The following is a 13,614-nucleotide window of genomic DNA, read 5'->3' as shown; positions in this document are numbered from 1 at the left end:
TACCAGGCCCGATCGGCGGGCAACCGGGTCCCGCGTGCGACACGCCGGGCGTAAATCCCGATGACCGCGACGGTTGGCACACGTCCAATGGGAGCCACCGTATGTCCGTATCTTCCAAGGAGTTTTCCATGCACCGTCGCCAACTGCTCCAGGGCGCCGCCGGCGCCCTGGGCGCGGCCGCCCTGTCCGCCGTGCCCGCGGCCCATGCCCAGTCGGGTGCACCGTTTCCCTCGCGTCCGGTCAAGCTCGTCATCGCCTTTCCCGCCGGCGGCCCGACCGACATCACCATGCGCCAGCTGGCCGAGAACGCCTCGAAGCTGCTCGGCCAGCCGGTCATCATCGAGAACAAGCCCGGCGCCGGCGGCACGCTGCCGGCCCAGCAGCTGCAGTCGTCCCCCGCCGACGGCTACACCCTGGCGCAGATCCCGCTGGGCGTGTTCCGCCTGCCCTACACCACCAAGATCGCGTGGGACCCGGTCAAGGACATCAGCTACGTGATCAACGTCACCGGCTACGCCTTCGGCATCGTGGTGCCCGCCGACAGCCCGATGAAGACCTGGGCCGATTTCGTCGCCTACGCCAAGGCCAACCCCGGCAAGCTGAGCTACGGCTCCACCGGCACCATGACCAGCCCGCACCTGACGACCGAGCTGGTGGCGCAGCAGCTGGGCCTGCAGCTCAACCACATCCCCTACAAGGGCAGCGCCGACCTGATGCAGGCGGTGGTGGGCGGCCACGTGATGGCCGCGGCCGACAGCACCGGCTTCGCGCCGCAGGTCGAGGCCGGCAAGCTGCGGGTGCTCAACACCTGGGGCGAACAGCGCCTGGCCAAGTTCCCCGACGCGCCGACGCTCAAGGAGCTGGGCCTGAACGTGGTGCAGAACTCGCCCTTCGGCATCGGCGCCCCGCGCGGCACGCCGGCCGCGGTGGTCAAGCGGCTGCACGACGCGTTCAAGACCGCGATGGAAGACCCGGCCTACGTCCAGGCCCTCAACCGCTACGACATGCTGCCCAACTACATGTCGTCGGAAGACTACGCCCGGTTCGCACAGGACACCTTCACCCGCGAGAAGGCGCTGGTGGAGAAGCTGGGGTTGGCCAAGCCGGCCTAGTATCGGTTGCGGGTTCGTGGGCCCGTGCTGCGCAACGGCGGGACTTCTTGCAGTCGTGGCCGCGGCGAGATGGCGGCCTCGTGCTCCGGTCACGCCACACACGACGCCTCGGGGAGAATCCACGTCATGCCCCGTCCACGTTCGCTTGCGCACACCGCTTCGCCGGACCGATGGCAGGTGGTGCAGGTGCATCCCCATGCGCCGCCCAAACCCGCGCTCGGCGCACCCTGCAACGGCTGCGGCATCTGCTGCCTGGCTGAGCCGTGCCCGGTGGGAATGCTGGTGAGCGGGCGGCGTACCGGGGCGTGCGCGGCGCTGCGCTGGGACGACGGGCAGGCGCGCTATGTCTGCGGCATGGTGACCGCGCCGGCCGAGGTGATGTCGCCACGGTGGCGCTGGCTGGCGCCCTGGATCGGCCGCCGGGCGCGGCGCTGGATCGCGGCGGGGCAGGGGTGCGACGCCCACCTGGATGCGTCGGCCGGCTGAAGGGGGGATGGCGAATGCCGCCCGCGCGGCCGGGCGGCGGAACCTCCACCAAGCGCACACAAACGCTCGACAGTCGGTCAAGGTTGCCCGGCCAGACTCCGCGGAGTTCATCACACGACACACCCTGGAGTCCTGCTTTCCCATGAGCAATGCGCAGCTGCTGGCCGACGAAGCGAAATACTGTTCCTTCGGCGATACCGTCCATTACGTCACCCCGCCCAAGATCTTTTCCGGCTGCAACGGCAGCTACATGTACGACGAGGCCGGCACGCCCTATCTGGACCTGCAGATGTGGTACTCGGCCGTCAACTTCGGCTACAAGAACAAGCGCCTGGAAGACGCGATGCTGCGGCAGCTGGAGGTGCTGCCGCAGATCGCCAGCCAGTACCTGCACCCCACCAAGATCGAGCTGGCCAAGTGGATCGCGCAGGACGCCGAGGCCAAGTGGGGCCGCGAAGGCCGGGTGCACTTCAACGTCGGCGGCGCGCAGGCCATCGAGGATTCGCTCAAGGTGGTGCGCAACGCCAGCAACGGCAAGAGCCTGATGTTCGCCTTCGAGGGCGGCTACCACGGCCGCACGCTGGGCGCCTCCAGCATCACCTCCAGCTACCGCTACCGCCGCCGCTACGGCCACTTCGGCGACCGCGCGCAGTTCCTGCCGTTCCCGTACCCGTTCCGCCGGCCCAAGGGCATGAACGCCGAAGAGTACGGCGATTCCCTGGTGCAGGATTTCGCCCGCAAGTTCGAGAACGAGTACCACGCGGTGTGGGACCCGAAGACCCGGCAGTGCGAATACGCGGCCTTCTACATGGAGCCGATCCAGGGCACCGGCGGCTACGTGATCCCGCCGCCCAACTACTTCAAGGGCATGAAGAAGGTGCTCGACGACCACGGCGTGCTGCTGGTGGTCGACGAGATCCAGATGGGCTTCTGGCGCACCGGCAAGCTGTGGTCGATCGAGAACTTCGGCGTGCAGCCCGACGTGCTGGTGTTCGCCAAGGCGCTCACCAACGGCTTGAACGCGCTCTCCGGCCTGTGGGCGCGCGAGGAGCTGATCAACCCGACGATCTTCCCGCCCGGCTCCACCCATTCCACGTTCGCGTCGAACCCGCTGGGCACGGCGCTGGGCCTGGAAGTGCTGAAGATGACGCACGAGGTGGATTTCGGCAAGCAGGTCTGCGACAGCGGCGCGTACTTCCTGGACGGCCTGCGCGACCTGCAGAAGCGGCACCCCGAGATCGGCGACGTCGACGGCCTGGGCCTGGCGCTGCGGGCCGAGATCTGCGAGGCCGACGGCTTCACGCCGAACCGGGCGCTGCTCGACAAGATGGTCGACATGGGGCTGGAAGGCTCGCTCGAGTACCAGGGGCAGAAGCGTGGCCTGGTGCTGGACGTGGGCGGGTACTACAAGAACGTGATCACGTTCGCGCCTTCGCTGATGATCACCCGGCCGGAGATCGACGAGGCGATGGTACTGCTGGATCAGTTGTTGACGAAGGCGAAGCGGGGCTGATCGGGCTCTTGTGTCTTGCTCCCTCTCCCTCTGGGAGAGGGCGGGGGTGAGGGCCGCGCCCGGCCTGCCAACCGCTGACAGTTGTTGCGCCAGCGACCCGGCTCCCCGGTCTTGCTCCCTCTCCCCCTGGGAGATGGTTGGGGTGAGGGCCGCGCCCGGCTGATGGACGGAACTGCTGCTTGTCGAGTCCCTTTCTTTGCTTCGCCAAAGAAAGGAACCAAAGAAAGGCGACCCCGCGTGCTGCGTCCCTCCGCTGCGCTGCGGGCAACCTGCGGTGCTCGCGGCAGGCGGGGTCTCGCTAAACTCCCTGCGCTTCGCTCCGGTCAAACAACGCGAGCCCTGATCCGCCTGCCGCTGCGCTCCTCGGCGCATCCCGAGGGGCTTGGGAGCGGGGTCCCTCGGCTGCTGCCGGCTGCGCGGCAGTTACGCCTGGGGGCGGGGCGGTAGCGATGGCATGTTGGGCGGCGGTGGTTCTGTTGCTACGTTTTTTATAGCTGATGGTCGGCGTCCTGTGCCGGCTGCGGCATCTTTCCTTCATATCCGCCGATCCATGCCGCACTTCAACCAGCTCGAACCGCCGTCGCTGCTGGCGCATTTCCGGCGGCATCCGCCGCTCGGGTTCGCGGTGCTGGATGCGGCGCCGGCGCCGGCGTTCGTGGCGCCTTTCGATCTTCTGACCACGGCGGACGACGGGTTCAAGCAGCGCGTTGCGGGGCTGCCGCTGTTCGCGCGCTGGTCGCGGTGGCTGCGCGTCCGCACCGCGTTCGTCGGCACCACCGTCACCGAGTACGCACCGCTACCTGCGGCCACCGCGCCGTCGGCGCTGGCCCATGCGCTGCGGGTGGCGGTGGCGCCGGGGTACCGGCTCACCATCGTCAAGGACCTGCCGCAGGCGTCGCCGCTGCTGACCGACGCCGAGAACGCGCATGCCGATGCGGTCGCCGCGGCCTGCACCGCGCAGGGCTTCATCGTCGTCGAGGGGCAGGCGCTGGCCTATGTGCCGATCGACTTTCCCGATATCGACGCCTACCTCGCACGGCTCTCCACCAGCCGGCGCAAGAACCTGAAGCGTAAGCTGCGCAGCCGGGCCGACGTCGCCGTCCGGCGGGTGCCGACCGGCGACGCTTTCGCCGACGACGCGGCGGTCGATGCGTACTACGCGCTGTACCGGGGCGTGTATGCGCAGAGCGAGATCCACTTCGACGAGCTGTCGCGCGACTTCTTCGCGGCGGTGCTGCGCGACGCGGCGGCCGGCGGCACGGTCTTCGAATACCGGCGGGTGGCCGACGGCGCGCTGATCGGCTGGAACCTGTGCTTCGAGCAGCGCGGGCAGCTGATCGACAAGTACATTGGCTTCGCCTATCCCGCGGCGCGCGAGGCGAACCTGTATTTCGTGAGCTGGATGGTCAACCTCGAGTACGCGATCGAGCGCGGCCTGTCGCACTACGTGGCGGGCTGGACCGATCCGCAGGTCAAGGCGCAGCTGGGCGCGCAGTTCAGCTTCACCCGGCACCTGGTCTACGTGCGCAACCCGTTGCTGCGCGCGCTGGCGCGGCGCTTCGCCGGGCATTTCGAGAGCGACCGGCAGTGGAGCGAGCAGGCATGAGCGGCCAACCCGCGCGGCAGGCTTCGCGAGGAGCGATGCGATGAACGCCGCGGCCCCGGTCGTGCTCGACCTCGACCATTCCGTCGGCCCGCTGCCCGGCGAATGCCGCCTGCCGCTGCACGACTTGCAGGAGGCCGTCCGCTTCGGCTGCGGCCTGCCGCGCTTTCGGCGCTTCGCCCGCCTGCTCGACGCCCGCATGCCGGCCTTCGGGGCGCACGGCACCGTGTTCATGGGCAGCGGCGACTTCCACCACCTGAGCGGCCCGCTGGTGGCCCGCTGCATCGCCGCGCGGGCCTTCACCGCCCAGCGCCCGCTGCGCATCGTGGTGCTCGACAACCACCCCGACAACATGCGCTTCCCCTTCGGCATCCACTGCGGCTCCTGGGTGCGCCACGCCGCGCTGCTGCCGCAGGTGTCGCAGGTGCACGTGGTGGGCATCACCTCGGGCGACATCGGCCGCGGCCATGCCTGGGAGAACTACCTGCAGCCGCTGCGCACCGGCAAGCTGTGCTACTGGAGCACCGGCGTCGACACCCGCTGGTCCCGCTGGCTCGGCCTGGGCGCCGCCTTCCGCAGCTTTCCCGACGGCGACGCCCTGGTGCAGGCCCTGTGCGCGACGCTCGCCGCCGACCCCCAGCCCACCTATCTCTCGATCGACAAGGACGCCTTCGCCCCCGACGTGGTGCGCACCAACTGGGACCAGGGCGTGCTGCGCGCCGACCACGCGGAGGCGGTCATCGGTGCGCTGCGCGGCCAGATGGCGGGCAGCGACGTGACCGGGGAGGTGTCCTCGTACCGGTACGCCACCGCCTGGAAACGCTGGCTGAGCGCCGGCGACGGCCAGCAGACGGAGATCGCGCCGGATACGCTGCGGCAGTGGCAGGCCGGGCAGGATGCGTTCAACCAGCGCTTGCTGGAGAAGCTGAGAAGCGCAGGTTGACGGCACCGGCGCCACCAACGCATTGCTATTGAATTAGTAGCTGATGGCCGGCACTAAAAGCCGGCAACAGGCACATTTCACCAAGAACGAGTCCCTCTACACCCGCAATCCCCGGCGTAACTGCCGCACAGCCGGCAGCAGCCGAAGGCCCCCGCTCCCAAGCCCCTCGGGATGCGCCGAGGAGCGCAGCGGCAGGCGGAAAAAGGGCCGCGCATGTTTGAGCGCAGCGAGTTTGCGCGGACCCCGCCTGCCGCGAGCACCGCAGGTTGCCCGCAGCGCAGCGGAGGGACGCAGCGCGTGGGGTCGCCTTTTCTTGGTTACTTCTTTTGGCGAAGCAAAAGAAGTGACTCGCCCGCGGGGGCGAAATCCCCGCCTCCGGGTCCGAAAGTCGCAGCGCAGCGAAAAGCATCAGCCGCACAGAAGAGCCGGGCGCGGCCCTCACCCCCACCCTCTCCCAGGGGGAGAGGGGGCAAGACAGGGAGCCGGTACGCTGGCTCGGCAACCGCCAGTAGTCGAGTGGCCGGTCGCGGCCCTCGCCCCGCGCTCTCCCAGAGACAGAGCGAGCAAGAGCCCCAGCAGACCTACGCCGCAAACGCCCCGAACACCCGCGGCAACAACACCCGGAACGTCGTCCCCGCCCCCACGCCCGACTCAAGCTCCACCGACGCATCCAGCAACTCACACAGCCGCTTCACGATCGACAGCCCGATCCCTTCCCCCGCCCCCTGCTGCACCGGCCGCGGGTCCGCAGGATGCCCGGCCACCGCGGCCTTCGCCGTCGCAGTGGCCTCCACGGCCCCCACCGTCGCCGCAGCCGTGCCCTGCGTGTTCTCGGCCACCGGCTTCAGCCGCGTCGCGCTCTCCAGCGCACCGGCGAGCGGCGTGCCCGGGCCGGCATGGAAGCCGGGGCCGGTGTCGCGCACTTCCAGCAGCCAGCGCTGGCCGTCGGCGCCGCCGTCAATGTCGCCCCAACGCACCGCCACGCCGCCTTCGGTCGTGTACTTGATCGCGTTCAGCACTAGGTTCTGGGCCAGCCGCCGCGTCTTGACCGCGTCGGCCTCGACCACGAAGGACGCCGGCCCTTCGGCGCGCAGGTACAGCTGGCGCTGGCTCGCCGCGGGTTGCAGCGCCTCGCACAGATCGTGCAGCAGGGCACCGATGTCGACCACCGCCACGTCGCGCTGCTCCTTGCCGGCCTGCAGCCGGGCGAGGCTGGTCACGTCGTCGAGCAGGTGGTGCAGCGAGCCGACGTTGCGCTCCAGCATGCGCAGGAAACGCTCGCGCGTCGGGTCGGGCAGGCCGCTGCGGGTCAGGCCGCGGGTCACGTTGGCCACCACGCCCACGTTGCCGCGCAGGTCGTGCGCGACCTGCTGCCACAAATCGGCGCGCTGCTGCTCCAGCTCCTGGATCGATTCCAGCGCGATCTCCAGGTCCTTGACGTGGCCGGCGGCCTCCATCTGCTGCAGCCGGAAATACTGGCCGGTGCTTTCCTCGATGCCGACGCTGCAGGCGCTCGCCCACAGGCGGCGCGCGGTGGCCATCACCGCATGCGGCAACTGCGGCCGCGCCTCGGCATACGCTTCCAGCTCGACCACCATGCATTCGTTCAGACGGCCCAGTTCGCGGGTCACCTCGCGCAGGTCGTAGCCCTGCTGCCAGCGGTGCAGGCCGTGCGCCGCCGCGTCGCGGCTGGCGTCGGCGGCTTCGGCGTCGGTCGCGCTCGTGGCCGCCTGGGCCAGTTGCTTCTCGAAAGCCGAGAGCACCGCCGGGATATGGTCGTTGAGCTGCGCCCGCGGCAGCGCCTGGCCAGTGGTCAGCGCCGGGTCCTCGAACACCGCCGCGCGCCAGGCCTGCAGCAGGGCCTCGCGGCGCTGCTCGAGGTAGCGGGACAGGGCGGCGAGTTCGGTTTCGATGGCGGACATGGAGCGGGCGGAAGCGGGGTAAAAAACCATTGTTACCCATCCGGACCTGGGGTCCACTGCCCGCGCGACACGCCGTATCGCCGCGTGGGGCTTATGGTGGCGGATTGGCGACACCGCCGCACCCGAAGCCCGCACCCATGACCGCAGACCGATTCCGCCCCCTTGACGACGCCCTGCAGCGCCACATCGACCAGGGCCTGCTGCCCGGTGCGGTGGCGCTGGTCCACCGCCGCGGCGAGACGGTACATGCCGCGGCGCTGGGCGCCCGCGCACCGGGCGCCGACCCGATGGCGCTCGACACGCTGTTCCGCATCTACTCGATGACCAAGCCGATCGTCTCGCTGGCCGCGGTGATGCTGGCCGAGCAGGGCCGGCTGCTGCTGTCCCAGCCCGTGGCCCACTGGCTGCCGGCCTTCGCCGACCAGCAGGTGCGTACCGCGGACGGCCGCAGGGTGCCGGCCGGGCGGCCGGCCACGGTGCACGACCTGCTGCGCCACACCGCCGGCCTCAGCTATGCCTGGGACGCCGGCCCGGTGCAGGACGACTACCAGGCCGCCCGGCTCGGCGCGCGGGACCTGAGCAACGCCCGGCAGGCCGCCGCCCTGGGTGCCTTGCCGCTGGTGCACCAGCCGGGCGGCGCCTGGGAGTACAGCCGGGCGACCGACGTGCTGGGCGCGGTGCTGGAGGCGGTGTGCCAGGAGTCGCTGGGCGTGCTGCTGCAGCGCATGGTGCTGGGCCCGCTGGGCATGCACGAGACGGCCTTCCACATCCCGCCCGAGCGGCGCGGCCGGCTGGCCGAGCCCTTCGCCGCCGATCCGCAGACCGGCGCGCCGATCGCGCTGCTGGATGCGACGCGGGCCCCGGTGTTCGAGTCCGGCGGCGGCGGCCTGGTCTCGACCGCGGCCGACTACGCCCGCTTCCTCTCGCTGCTGCTGGGGCAGGGCGCCCTGGGCGACGTGCGCCTGGCCGGCCGCAAGACCGTCGCCTGGATGACCGCCGACCACCTGGGCACGATCCCGGTGGCCGGCGCCATCCTGCCCGCGGGCTACGGTTTCGGCCTGGGCGTGGCGGTGCGGCGTGCCGACGGCCTGGCCGCGCGCCAGGGCTCGGCCGGCAGCTACGGCTGGAGCGGCATGGCCGGCACCGTGTTCTTCGTCGACCCGTCGGAAGAGATGTTCGGCATCCTGCTGACCCAGGCGCCCGGCATGCTCGACGCGCTGTGCGACCTGTTCCCCAACCTGGTCTACGGCGCGCTTTGAGCCTGCCGGCAGCGCCCACCGCGTCCCGCCGCCGGCAAGCGGCGAAAATGCCCGCCATGCAGCAGCCACCGCCGTCCCCACCCGCTCCGCCATCGCCGCCGGCCCAACGCCACAACCCCCTGCACGGCAGGACGCTGGAGGCGATCGTCACCGCACTGCACGAGCACTACGGCTGGCAGGAACTGGCCCACCTGGTGCCGGTGCGCTGCTTCACCCACGACCCCAGCGTGTCGTCGAGCCTCAAGTTCCTGCGCAAGACGCCCTGGGCGCGCGAGAAGGTCGAGAGCCTGTACCTGTTCATGCTGCGGGACGTGCGGCGGGCGAACGCGGGGCAGGGAGGCTGATCGCAGGGCCGCGAGGCGTTCCGGGAGGGACCGCCGTGGCGGGTGGGGCACCGGTCGGGCGCGCGGGCGTCGCGATCGCCGGGCGACACCTGCCGCGAATGTCGCGGTGTCCCGCCGCGTGGGGGGATATGCCGGCGCTCCCGGTCCGGAAGCACTGCGTCGTGCACGGCCGAAAGGTTCGCATCGACCGCAGGCGATGCCGGCGTCCGGTGCCGGCTGCCTGCTATCGAAACCATAGCGTTTGCGGGGAATGCCCGGCTACCGGCAGGCATCCGCCAGCGCGGCCAGCACCTGCTCGAACCGTGCCGCGTCCAGCCAGGGGCTGTTGCTGACCGACAGCACCCGTGCCGCCAGGTCCCGCGCATGGGGCAACGCCTGCGGACCGGCGCGCGGCACGGCGTGGGCGTACTGCGGGTAGTCGGGCAGGGCGTGGACGAAGGGCAGGGCCAGGCCGCAGCCGGCGCCCCAGTGCCGGCGTACGACCGCGTCGCGCGCCGCCGGCGTGGGCAGCAGCAGCCAGATCGCCGGCCAGGTGCCCTGGGCGTCGGGCGCGGCGGAGCTGTCGGCCAGCACGGTGATGCCGGGCAGGGCCGCCAGCCGTGCGCGCCGTGCGGCGGCGCGGGCGGTGCCCTCGGCCAGGAAGGCGGGCAGCCGCGCCAGGGCGCGCACGCCCACGGCCCGGCGCCAGCGGCCGGGGCGGTGCAGGGGGATGCGGTCGCCGAAATCGTCGCCGGCGGCCTCCACCCAGTCGCCGCGGGCCAGGGCGCGGCGCAGCGGCGCCCCGTAGGCCCAGCGCAGGCCGGCGGGGCGGTAGAGGGCGGCGTAGCCCAGCAGCTCCACGCTGCGGCGCAGCTCCCAGCCCGGGCGGGCGGGGACGGTCGCGCGGCTCGTGGCGCGGCAGGCGTCGCGCAGGGCCGGATCGCGGGCGACCAGCACCCCGCCCTCGAAGATGGTCAGGCCCTTGCCGACGGCCAGGCTGTAGAAGCCGATGTCGCCCTGCAGCCCCACCGCACGGCCGCCGCTGCGCGCGCCGAGGGCCTGGGCCGCGTCTTCGATCACCCAGGCGCCTGCGGCATGCGCGATCGCCAGGGCCGGGCCGACGTCGGTCACCCGGCCGGCCAGGTGGGTCGGCAGCACGGCCAGGGTGCGCGGGCCGCAGAGGGCGGCCAGCGCCTCGGGGCACAGGTCGAGCGATGCGGGCCGCAGGTCGCACAGGCGCAGCTGCAGCCCGCAGTGCGCGACCGCCAGCGCGACCAGCGGGCAGGTGTAGCCGGGCACCACCACCTCGGTGCGGCCGGGCGCATGCCGGCGCAGGGCGGTAAGGGCGACCACCAGCGCCGCGGTGCCGGAGCATTCGAGCTGCGTCCGCTCCACGCCCAGGAAGCGGGCGAGCGCGGCTTCCAGATCGCCGTCGCCGCCCGGCAGCAGGTCGGCGGCCAGCAGCGGCAGGCCGGCGGTGGGAGGGACGTCGAAGCGCATGCGCAAGAAAGAGGTGGGCGAGGGGTGGCGGTTCGGTCGGGGAAAGGCGCTGTCGGTACGCGGCGGAGGCAGTGCGTCGGCACCAGCGCCCACCGAGAAGATCTCACAGCTAGATGCTATGAAAATAATAGCTGATGGCCGGCGTTCCAGGCCGGCTGGAGGCACTATTCGTCATCGAATCGGCTGCGGTGCCCTGCGCCGCGCTCAGGTCGCCCCGCCACCGGGCGGATGCGCCAGCGTCGCCGCACCGGCGCTGGCCGCGCCCGCACCGGGATTGCCGCCCGGCGCATCGTCCTCGGTCTCGCTCAGGGCCAGGCAGACGATGCCCGCCACGATGAACAGGCCGCCTGCGACCTGCGCCGCGCCGATCTTCTCGTCGAACAGCCACACCGACAGTGCCAGCACCGACACGATCTCCAGGTGCGAGGCGGCGAAGGCCGGGCCGATCGGCGCGTGCTTGAGCAGCGTCATCCAGGCGAAGAACGCGCCGACGTAGCCGACGAACGCGCCGTAGATCCACGGCTGGCCGAAGACCCGCGCCAGCCACGCGCCGCTGAACTCCAGCGGCAGCGCCTGCGCCCCGGCGTACTTGAAGCTGATCTGCGCCAGCGTGTCGAACGCCATCAGCACCAGGAAGCCGACCAGGTAGAACCGTTTCATCGACAACCTTCCTTGCAACGCGACCCGGGCGGCTGCTTCAGCGCGGGGCCTACGCTCTGCGGTGCGCGACGCACCCCTCCAGAGAACCCACGGGTCCGGCTCTGCCGGCCCGCCGGGTTCGCCCCCGGCGAGGGGGTGGGCGAAGACGCGCAGCGCGAAGCCTGGGGGAGCACTAGTGGACTCCGACCACGGCGACGCCGATGGAGACCAGCAGGATGCCCGCCACCCGCATCCGCGACAGCTTCTCGGCGAACAGGAAGCGGCCGGCCACCATGATCGCCACGATGTTGATCGAGCCGAGCAGCACGCCCTCCGACAGCGGCACCAGCGACAGGAAGGCCAGCCACAGCAGGAACTCGGCCACATAGCAGCCGATGCCGATCCACAGCCAGGGCCGGCGCGCCATCCATCGCCAGCGGGCCAGGCCGTCGCCGGCGCGCGGGTCGCCGGCGGCGGCCTTGAAGGCCAGCTGTCCGCCGCTGTCGACCAGCACGTTCAGCACCCACAGCAGGATCACCAGCGGCGAGAGGTCGCTAGCCATGCGCCGGGGCCTGCAGCGAGGACGGCGCGGGCGCCGTGGCAGCCGGCGCGGCCCGGGCGCCGAAGTCGCCCTGCGCGATGCGCTGCACGAAGTCGGCGGTGCGGGCGATCACGGTGCGGCGGTCGCGGTCGATGGTGATCATGTGGTAGCTGTTGTCGAGCATCACCAGCTCGACCGGCGCATGCGTCACGCCGCGCACGATGTCCTCGGCGTTCGACGGGGTCGACACGTCGTCCTCGCGGGCATGGACCACCAGGCAGGGCGCGCGCACGTCGCCCAGGTGCCCGAGCACATGGGACGAGAGGCGCTGCATCTCGATCACCGACCACCACGGGTTGCCCGGCAGTCCGGCGGCGGCGCTGTCGCCCGACTGCATCTGGGCGACGATGCGGCGGCGCAGGGTCTCGTCCTTGATGCCGTAGGGCGGCTGCTCCATGAAGCAGCGGTTGCGGCCGATGCCGAGCGCCTTGAAGAGCGGCAGCAGGAAGGTGCCGGCGCGGGTGTAGAACGGCATGCTCCATCCGTCGTAGCGGAAGATGGTGGAGAGCGCGCAGACGCCCGCGACCTGCTGCGGCCGCCGCTGGGCCAGCGCCAGCGACAGCACCGCGCCCATCGACAGGCCGCCCACCACCAGCCGGTCGACCCGGGGCAGCAGCCGGTCGGCGCCGGCCTCGACGCTGGCGTACCAGTCCTGCCAGCGGGTGGCCAGCAGGTCGTCCTGGGTGCCGCAGTGGCCGGCCAGCTGCACCGCGTAGACGGTGAAGCCCTGCTTGTGCAGGCCCTTGGCCAGCACCCGCATCTCGTTGGGCGTGCCGGTCAGGCCGTGCACCAGCAGCACGCCGGTACGGGCGTTCGCGCCGCGGCCTTCCAGCAGGAACTCGTGGGGCGTGACGCAGAGCGGCTCGGCCATGGCCGCGGTCGGCGGCGGGTACGGCACGCTCATGCGGCGGCGCGTTGCGGTTCCCGCTGCACGACCTGGGCCATCAGCACGGTGGCCTCGTCGAAGGTGCAGAAGGGCGCATGCGCGATGCCGTGCGACTGGCAGTAGTCGATCAGCTTGTACTTGGCCAGCACGAAGTCGGCCTTGCCCGAGACGCAGTAGTCGGAGGTGCTGTCGCCCACGTAGAGCACCCGGCCGTGCACCGCCTGCTGCTCGGCCAGGCGCTCGCACTTGCAGTTGCCGCTGGCCCGCGCGCAGCGGTCGCTGGCGTAGGGCGATTCCAGGGCCCAGCTGCGCGGGCCGGTCTGCACCAGCCGGTTGGCGATCACCGGCAGGTCGCCCAGGCCGTTGAGCTCCAGCACGGTGCGGATCACATGGTCGAGGCCGTCGCTCACCACCTGCACCGGCATGCCGAGACGGCGCGCCTCCTGCACGAAGGCGGGGAAATGGGGGTCAATCGCGATCGTGGCCAGGTGGGCCTGCAGCTCGCCCACGCTCATGTCGAGCAGCGCGATCTGGCCCTGCATGCAGGCGCGGCTGCCGATCTCGCCGCGCTCCCAGGCGTCTTCCAGCGCCTGCCAGCCGGGCTGGCCGAAGCGCTGCAGCAGCGAGTCGGTCACGTCCTCGAGGCTGATGGTGCCGTCGAAGTCGCTCTGCACCATCCAGCCGTTGCCGGCGGGGGCCGACGCGCGCGGCGCGCGGTGCAGGGCGATGGTGCGATAGGCGTGCGATGCGGGGCGGCGGAGCATAGGGGTTGGATGCATATCAATTCTTCAGCATGTTGTTGTTGAACGCGCAGGGTCTGATACCAG

General features: G+C 71.3%; 13 protein-coding genes. 7 read left to right on the top strand and 6 right to left on the bottom strand.

Features of this window, described 5'->3' with window-relative positions; all coding sequences use genetic code 11:
- Window positions 1-128 precede the first annotated feature (128 nt).
- The 5 genes from ASE76_RS04675 (at window position 129) to ASE76_RS04655 (ending at window position 5,657) form a co-directional block, all read left to right on the top strand.
- The gene (locus ASE76_RS04675) at window positions 129-1,112 is read left to right on the top strand and encodes a tripartite tricarboxylate transporter substrate binding protein (protein ID WP_055835257.1); all 984 of its coding nucleotides are present in this window, start codon (window positions 129-131) and stop codon (window positions 1,110-1,112) included.
- Window positions 1,113-1,238: 126 nt separating this feature from the next.
- Window positions 1,239-1,598, top strand: a complete 360-nt coding sequence (locus tag ASE76_RS04670; RefSeq protein ID WP_055835254.1) for a hypothetical protein — start codon at window positions 1,239-1,241, stop codon at window positions 1,596-1,598.
- 142 nt (window positions 1,599-1,740) lie between these two features.
- Window positions 1,741-3,111 (top strand): aspartate aminotransferase family protein, encoded by a 1,371-nt coding sequence (locus tag ASE76_RS04665; RefSeq protein WP_055835251.1) that lies wholly within the window; start codon window positions 1,741-1,743, stop codon window positions 3,109-3,111.
- A gap of 550 nt (window positions 3,112-3,661) precedes the next feature.
- Window positions 3,662-4,717 carry a GNAT family N-acetyltransferase gene (locus tag ASE76_RS04660; protein ID WP_055835248.1) on the top strand — a complete coding sequence of 352 codons (1,056 nt, stop codon included), beginning with the start codon at window positions 3,662-3,664 and terminating at the stop codon, window positions 4,715-4,717.
- A gap of 40 nt (window positions 4,718-4,757) precedes the next feature.
- Window positions 4,758-5,657: a hypothetical protein gene (locus ASE76_RS04655; RefSeq protein ID WP_055835245.1), complete on the top strand. Its 900-nt coding sequence runs from the start codon at window positions 4,758-4,760 to the stop codon at window positions 5,655-5,657.
- A 581-nt stretch (window positions 5,658-6,238) separates the two neighbouring features.
- Here the strand turns inward: ASE76_RS04655 and ASE76_RS04650 are convergent.
- On the bottom strand, window positions 6,239-7,579 hold the full coding sequence (locus tag ASE76_RS04650) for a sensor histidine kinase (RefSeq protein ID WP_055835241.1): 1,341 nt from the start codon (window positions 7,577-7,579) through the stop codon (window positions 6,239-6,241).
- Between the two features lie 137 nt (window positions 7,580-7,716).
- On the opposite strand from ASE76_RS04650, the gene ASE76_RS04645 reads away from it, so the two are divergent.
- Together ASE76_RS04645 and ASE76_RS04640 are read left to right on the top strand one after the other, a co-directional pair.
- A complete protein-coding gene (locus ASE76_RS04645; protein WP_055835238.1) occupies window positions 7,717-8,838 on the top strand; it encodes a serine hydrolase in 1,122 nt (373 codons plus the stop codon).
- Window positions 8,839-8,894: 56 nt separating this feature from the next.
- Window positions 8,895-9,182: a VF530 family DNA-binding protein gene (locus ASE76_RS04640; RefSeq protein WP_055835686.1), complete on the top strand. Its 288-nt coding sequence runs from the start codon at window positions 8,895-8,897 to the stop codon at window positions 9,180-9,182.
- Between the two features lie 258 nt (window positions 9,183-9,440).
- Here ASE76_RS04640 and ASE76_RS04635 read toward each other — a convergent pair whose 3' ends face one another.
- The 5 genes from ASE76_RS04635 to ASE76_RS04615 all read right to left on the bottom strand — a co-directional run bounded on the left by ASE76_RS04635 (window position 9,441) and on the right by ASE76_RS04615 (window position 13,464).
- Window positions 9,441-10,661 (bottom strand): DegT/DnrJ/EryC1/StrS family aminotransferase, encoded by a 1,221-nt coding sequence (locus ASE76_RS04635; protein WP_055835235.1) that lies wholly within the window; start codon window positions 10,659-10,661, stop codon window positions 9,441-9,443.
- A 204-nt stretch (window positions 10,662-10,865) separates the two neighbouring features.
- Window positions 10,866-11,321 carry a multidrug efflux SMR transporter gene (locus ASE76_RS04630; RefSeq protein WP_055835232.1) on the bottom strand — a complete coding sequence of 152 codons (456 nt, stop codon included), beginning with the start codon at window positions 11,319-11,321 and terminating at the stop codon, window positions 10,866-10,868.
- A 172-nt stretch (window positions 11,322-11,493) separates the two neighbouring features.
- A complete protein-coding gene (locus tag ASE76_RS04625) occupies window positions 11,494-11,862 on the bottom strand; it encodes an EamA family transporter (protein ID WP_055835230.1) in 369 nt (122 codons plus the stop codon).
- The gene (locus ASE76_RS04620; RefSeq protein ID WP_082447946.1) at window positions 11,855-12,805 is read right to left on the bottom strand and encodes a carboxylesterase; all 951 of its coding nucleotides are present in this window, start codon (window positions 12,803-12,805) and stop codon (window positions 11,855-11,857) included. Before ASE76_RS04620 ends, ASE76_RS04625 begins: the two co-directional genes overlap by 8 nt.
- The gene (locus tag ASE76_RS04615) at window positions 12,802-13,464 is read right to left on the bottom strand and encodes an MtnX-like HAD-IB family phosphatase (protein ID WP_055835683.1); all 663 of its coding nucleotides are present in this window, start codon (window positions 13,462-13,464) and stop codon (window positions 12,802-12,804) included. The genes ASE76_RS04620 and ASE76_RS04615 overlap by 4 nt, the downstream gene beginning before the upstream one ends.
- Between the last annotated feature and the right edge of the window lie 150 nt (window positions 13,465-13,614).

The organism is Xylophilus sp. Leaf220 (assembly GCF_001421705.1).
Classification (GTDB): Bacteria; Pseudomonadota; Gammaproteobacteria; order Burkholderiales; family Burkholderiaceae_C; genus Xylophilus.
The sequence above is the reverse complement of the archived record's forward strand: the minus strand, read 5'-3'. Positions and strand labels throughout refer to the sequence as shown.

Coding starts and splice junctions, on each gene's coding strand:
- ASE76_RS04615 (WP_055835683.1), bottom strand. CDS start 13,464: ATGGTGCAGAGCGACTTCGACGGCACCATCAGCCTCGAGGACGTGACC.
- ASE76_RS04645 (WP_055835238.1), top strand. CDS start 7,717: ATGACCGCAGACCGATTCCGCCCCCTTGACGACGCCCTGCAGCGCCAC.
- ASE76_RS04670 (WP_055835254.1), top strand. CDS start 1,239: ATGCCCCGTCCACGTTCGCTTGCGCACACCGCTTCGCCGGACCGATGG.
- ASE76_RS04650 (WP_055835241.1), bottom strand. CDS start 7,579: ATGTCCGCCATCGAAACCGAACTCGCCGCCCTGTCCCGCTACCTCGAG.
- ASE76_RS04620 (WP_082447946.1), bottom strand. CDS start 12,805: ATGAGCGTGCCGTACCCGCCGCCGACCGCGGCCATGGCCGAGCCGCTC.
- ASE76_RS04635 (WP_055835235.1), bottom strand. CDS start 10,661: ATGCGCTTCGACGTCCCTCCCACCGCCGGCCTGCCGCTGCTGGCCGCC.
- ASE76_RS04655 (WP_055835245.1), top strand. CDS start 4,758: ATGAACGCCGCGGCCCCGGTCGTGCTCGACCTCGACCATTCCGTCGGC.
- ASE76_RS04625 (WP_055835230.1), bottom strand. CDS start 11,862: ATGGCTAGCGACCTCTCGCCGCTGGTGATCCTGCTGTGGGTGCTGAAC.
- ASE76_RS04660 (WP_055835248.1), top strand. CDS start 3,662: ATGCCGCACTTCAACCAGCTCGAACCGCCGTCGCTGCTGGCGCATTTC.
- ASE76_RS04630 (WP_055835232.1), bottom strand. CDS start 11,321: ATGAAACGGTTCTACCTGGTCGGCTTCCTGGTGCTGATGGCGTTCGAC.
- ASE76_RS04640 (WP_055835686.1), top strand. CDS start 8,895: ATGCAGCAGCCACCGCCGTCCCCACCCGCTCCGCCATCGCCGCCGGCC.
- ASE76_RS04665 (WP_055835251.1), top strand. CDS start 1,741: ATGAGCAATGCGCAGCTGCTGGCCGACGAAGCGAAATACTGTTCCTTC.
- ASE76_RS04675 (WP_055835257.1), top strand. CDS start 129: ATGCACCGTCGCCAACTGCTCCAGGGCGCCGCCGGCGCCCTGGGCGCG.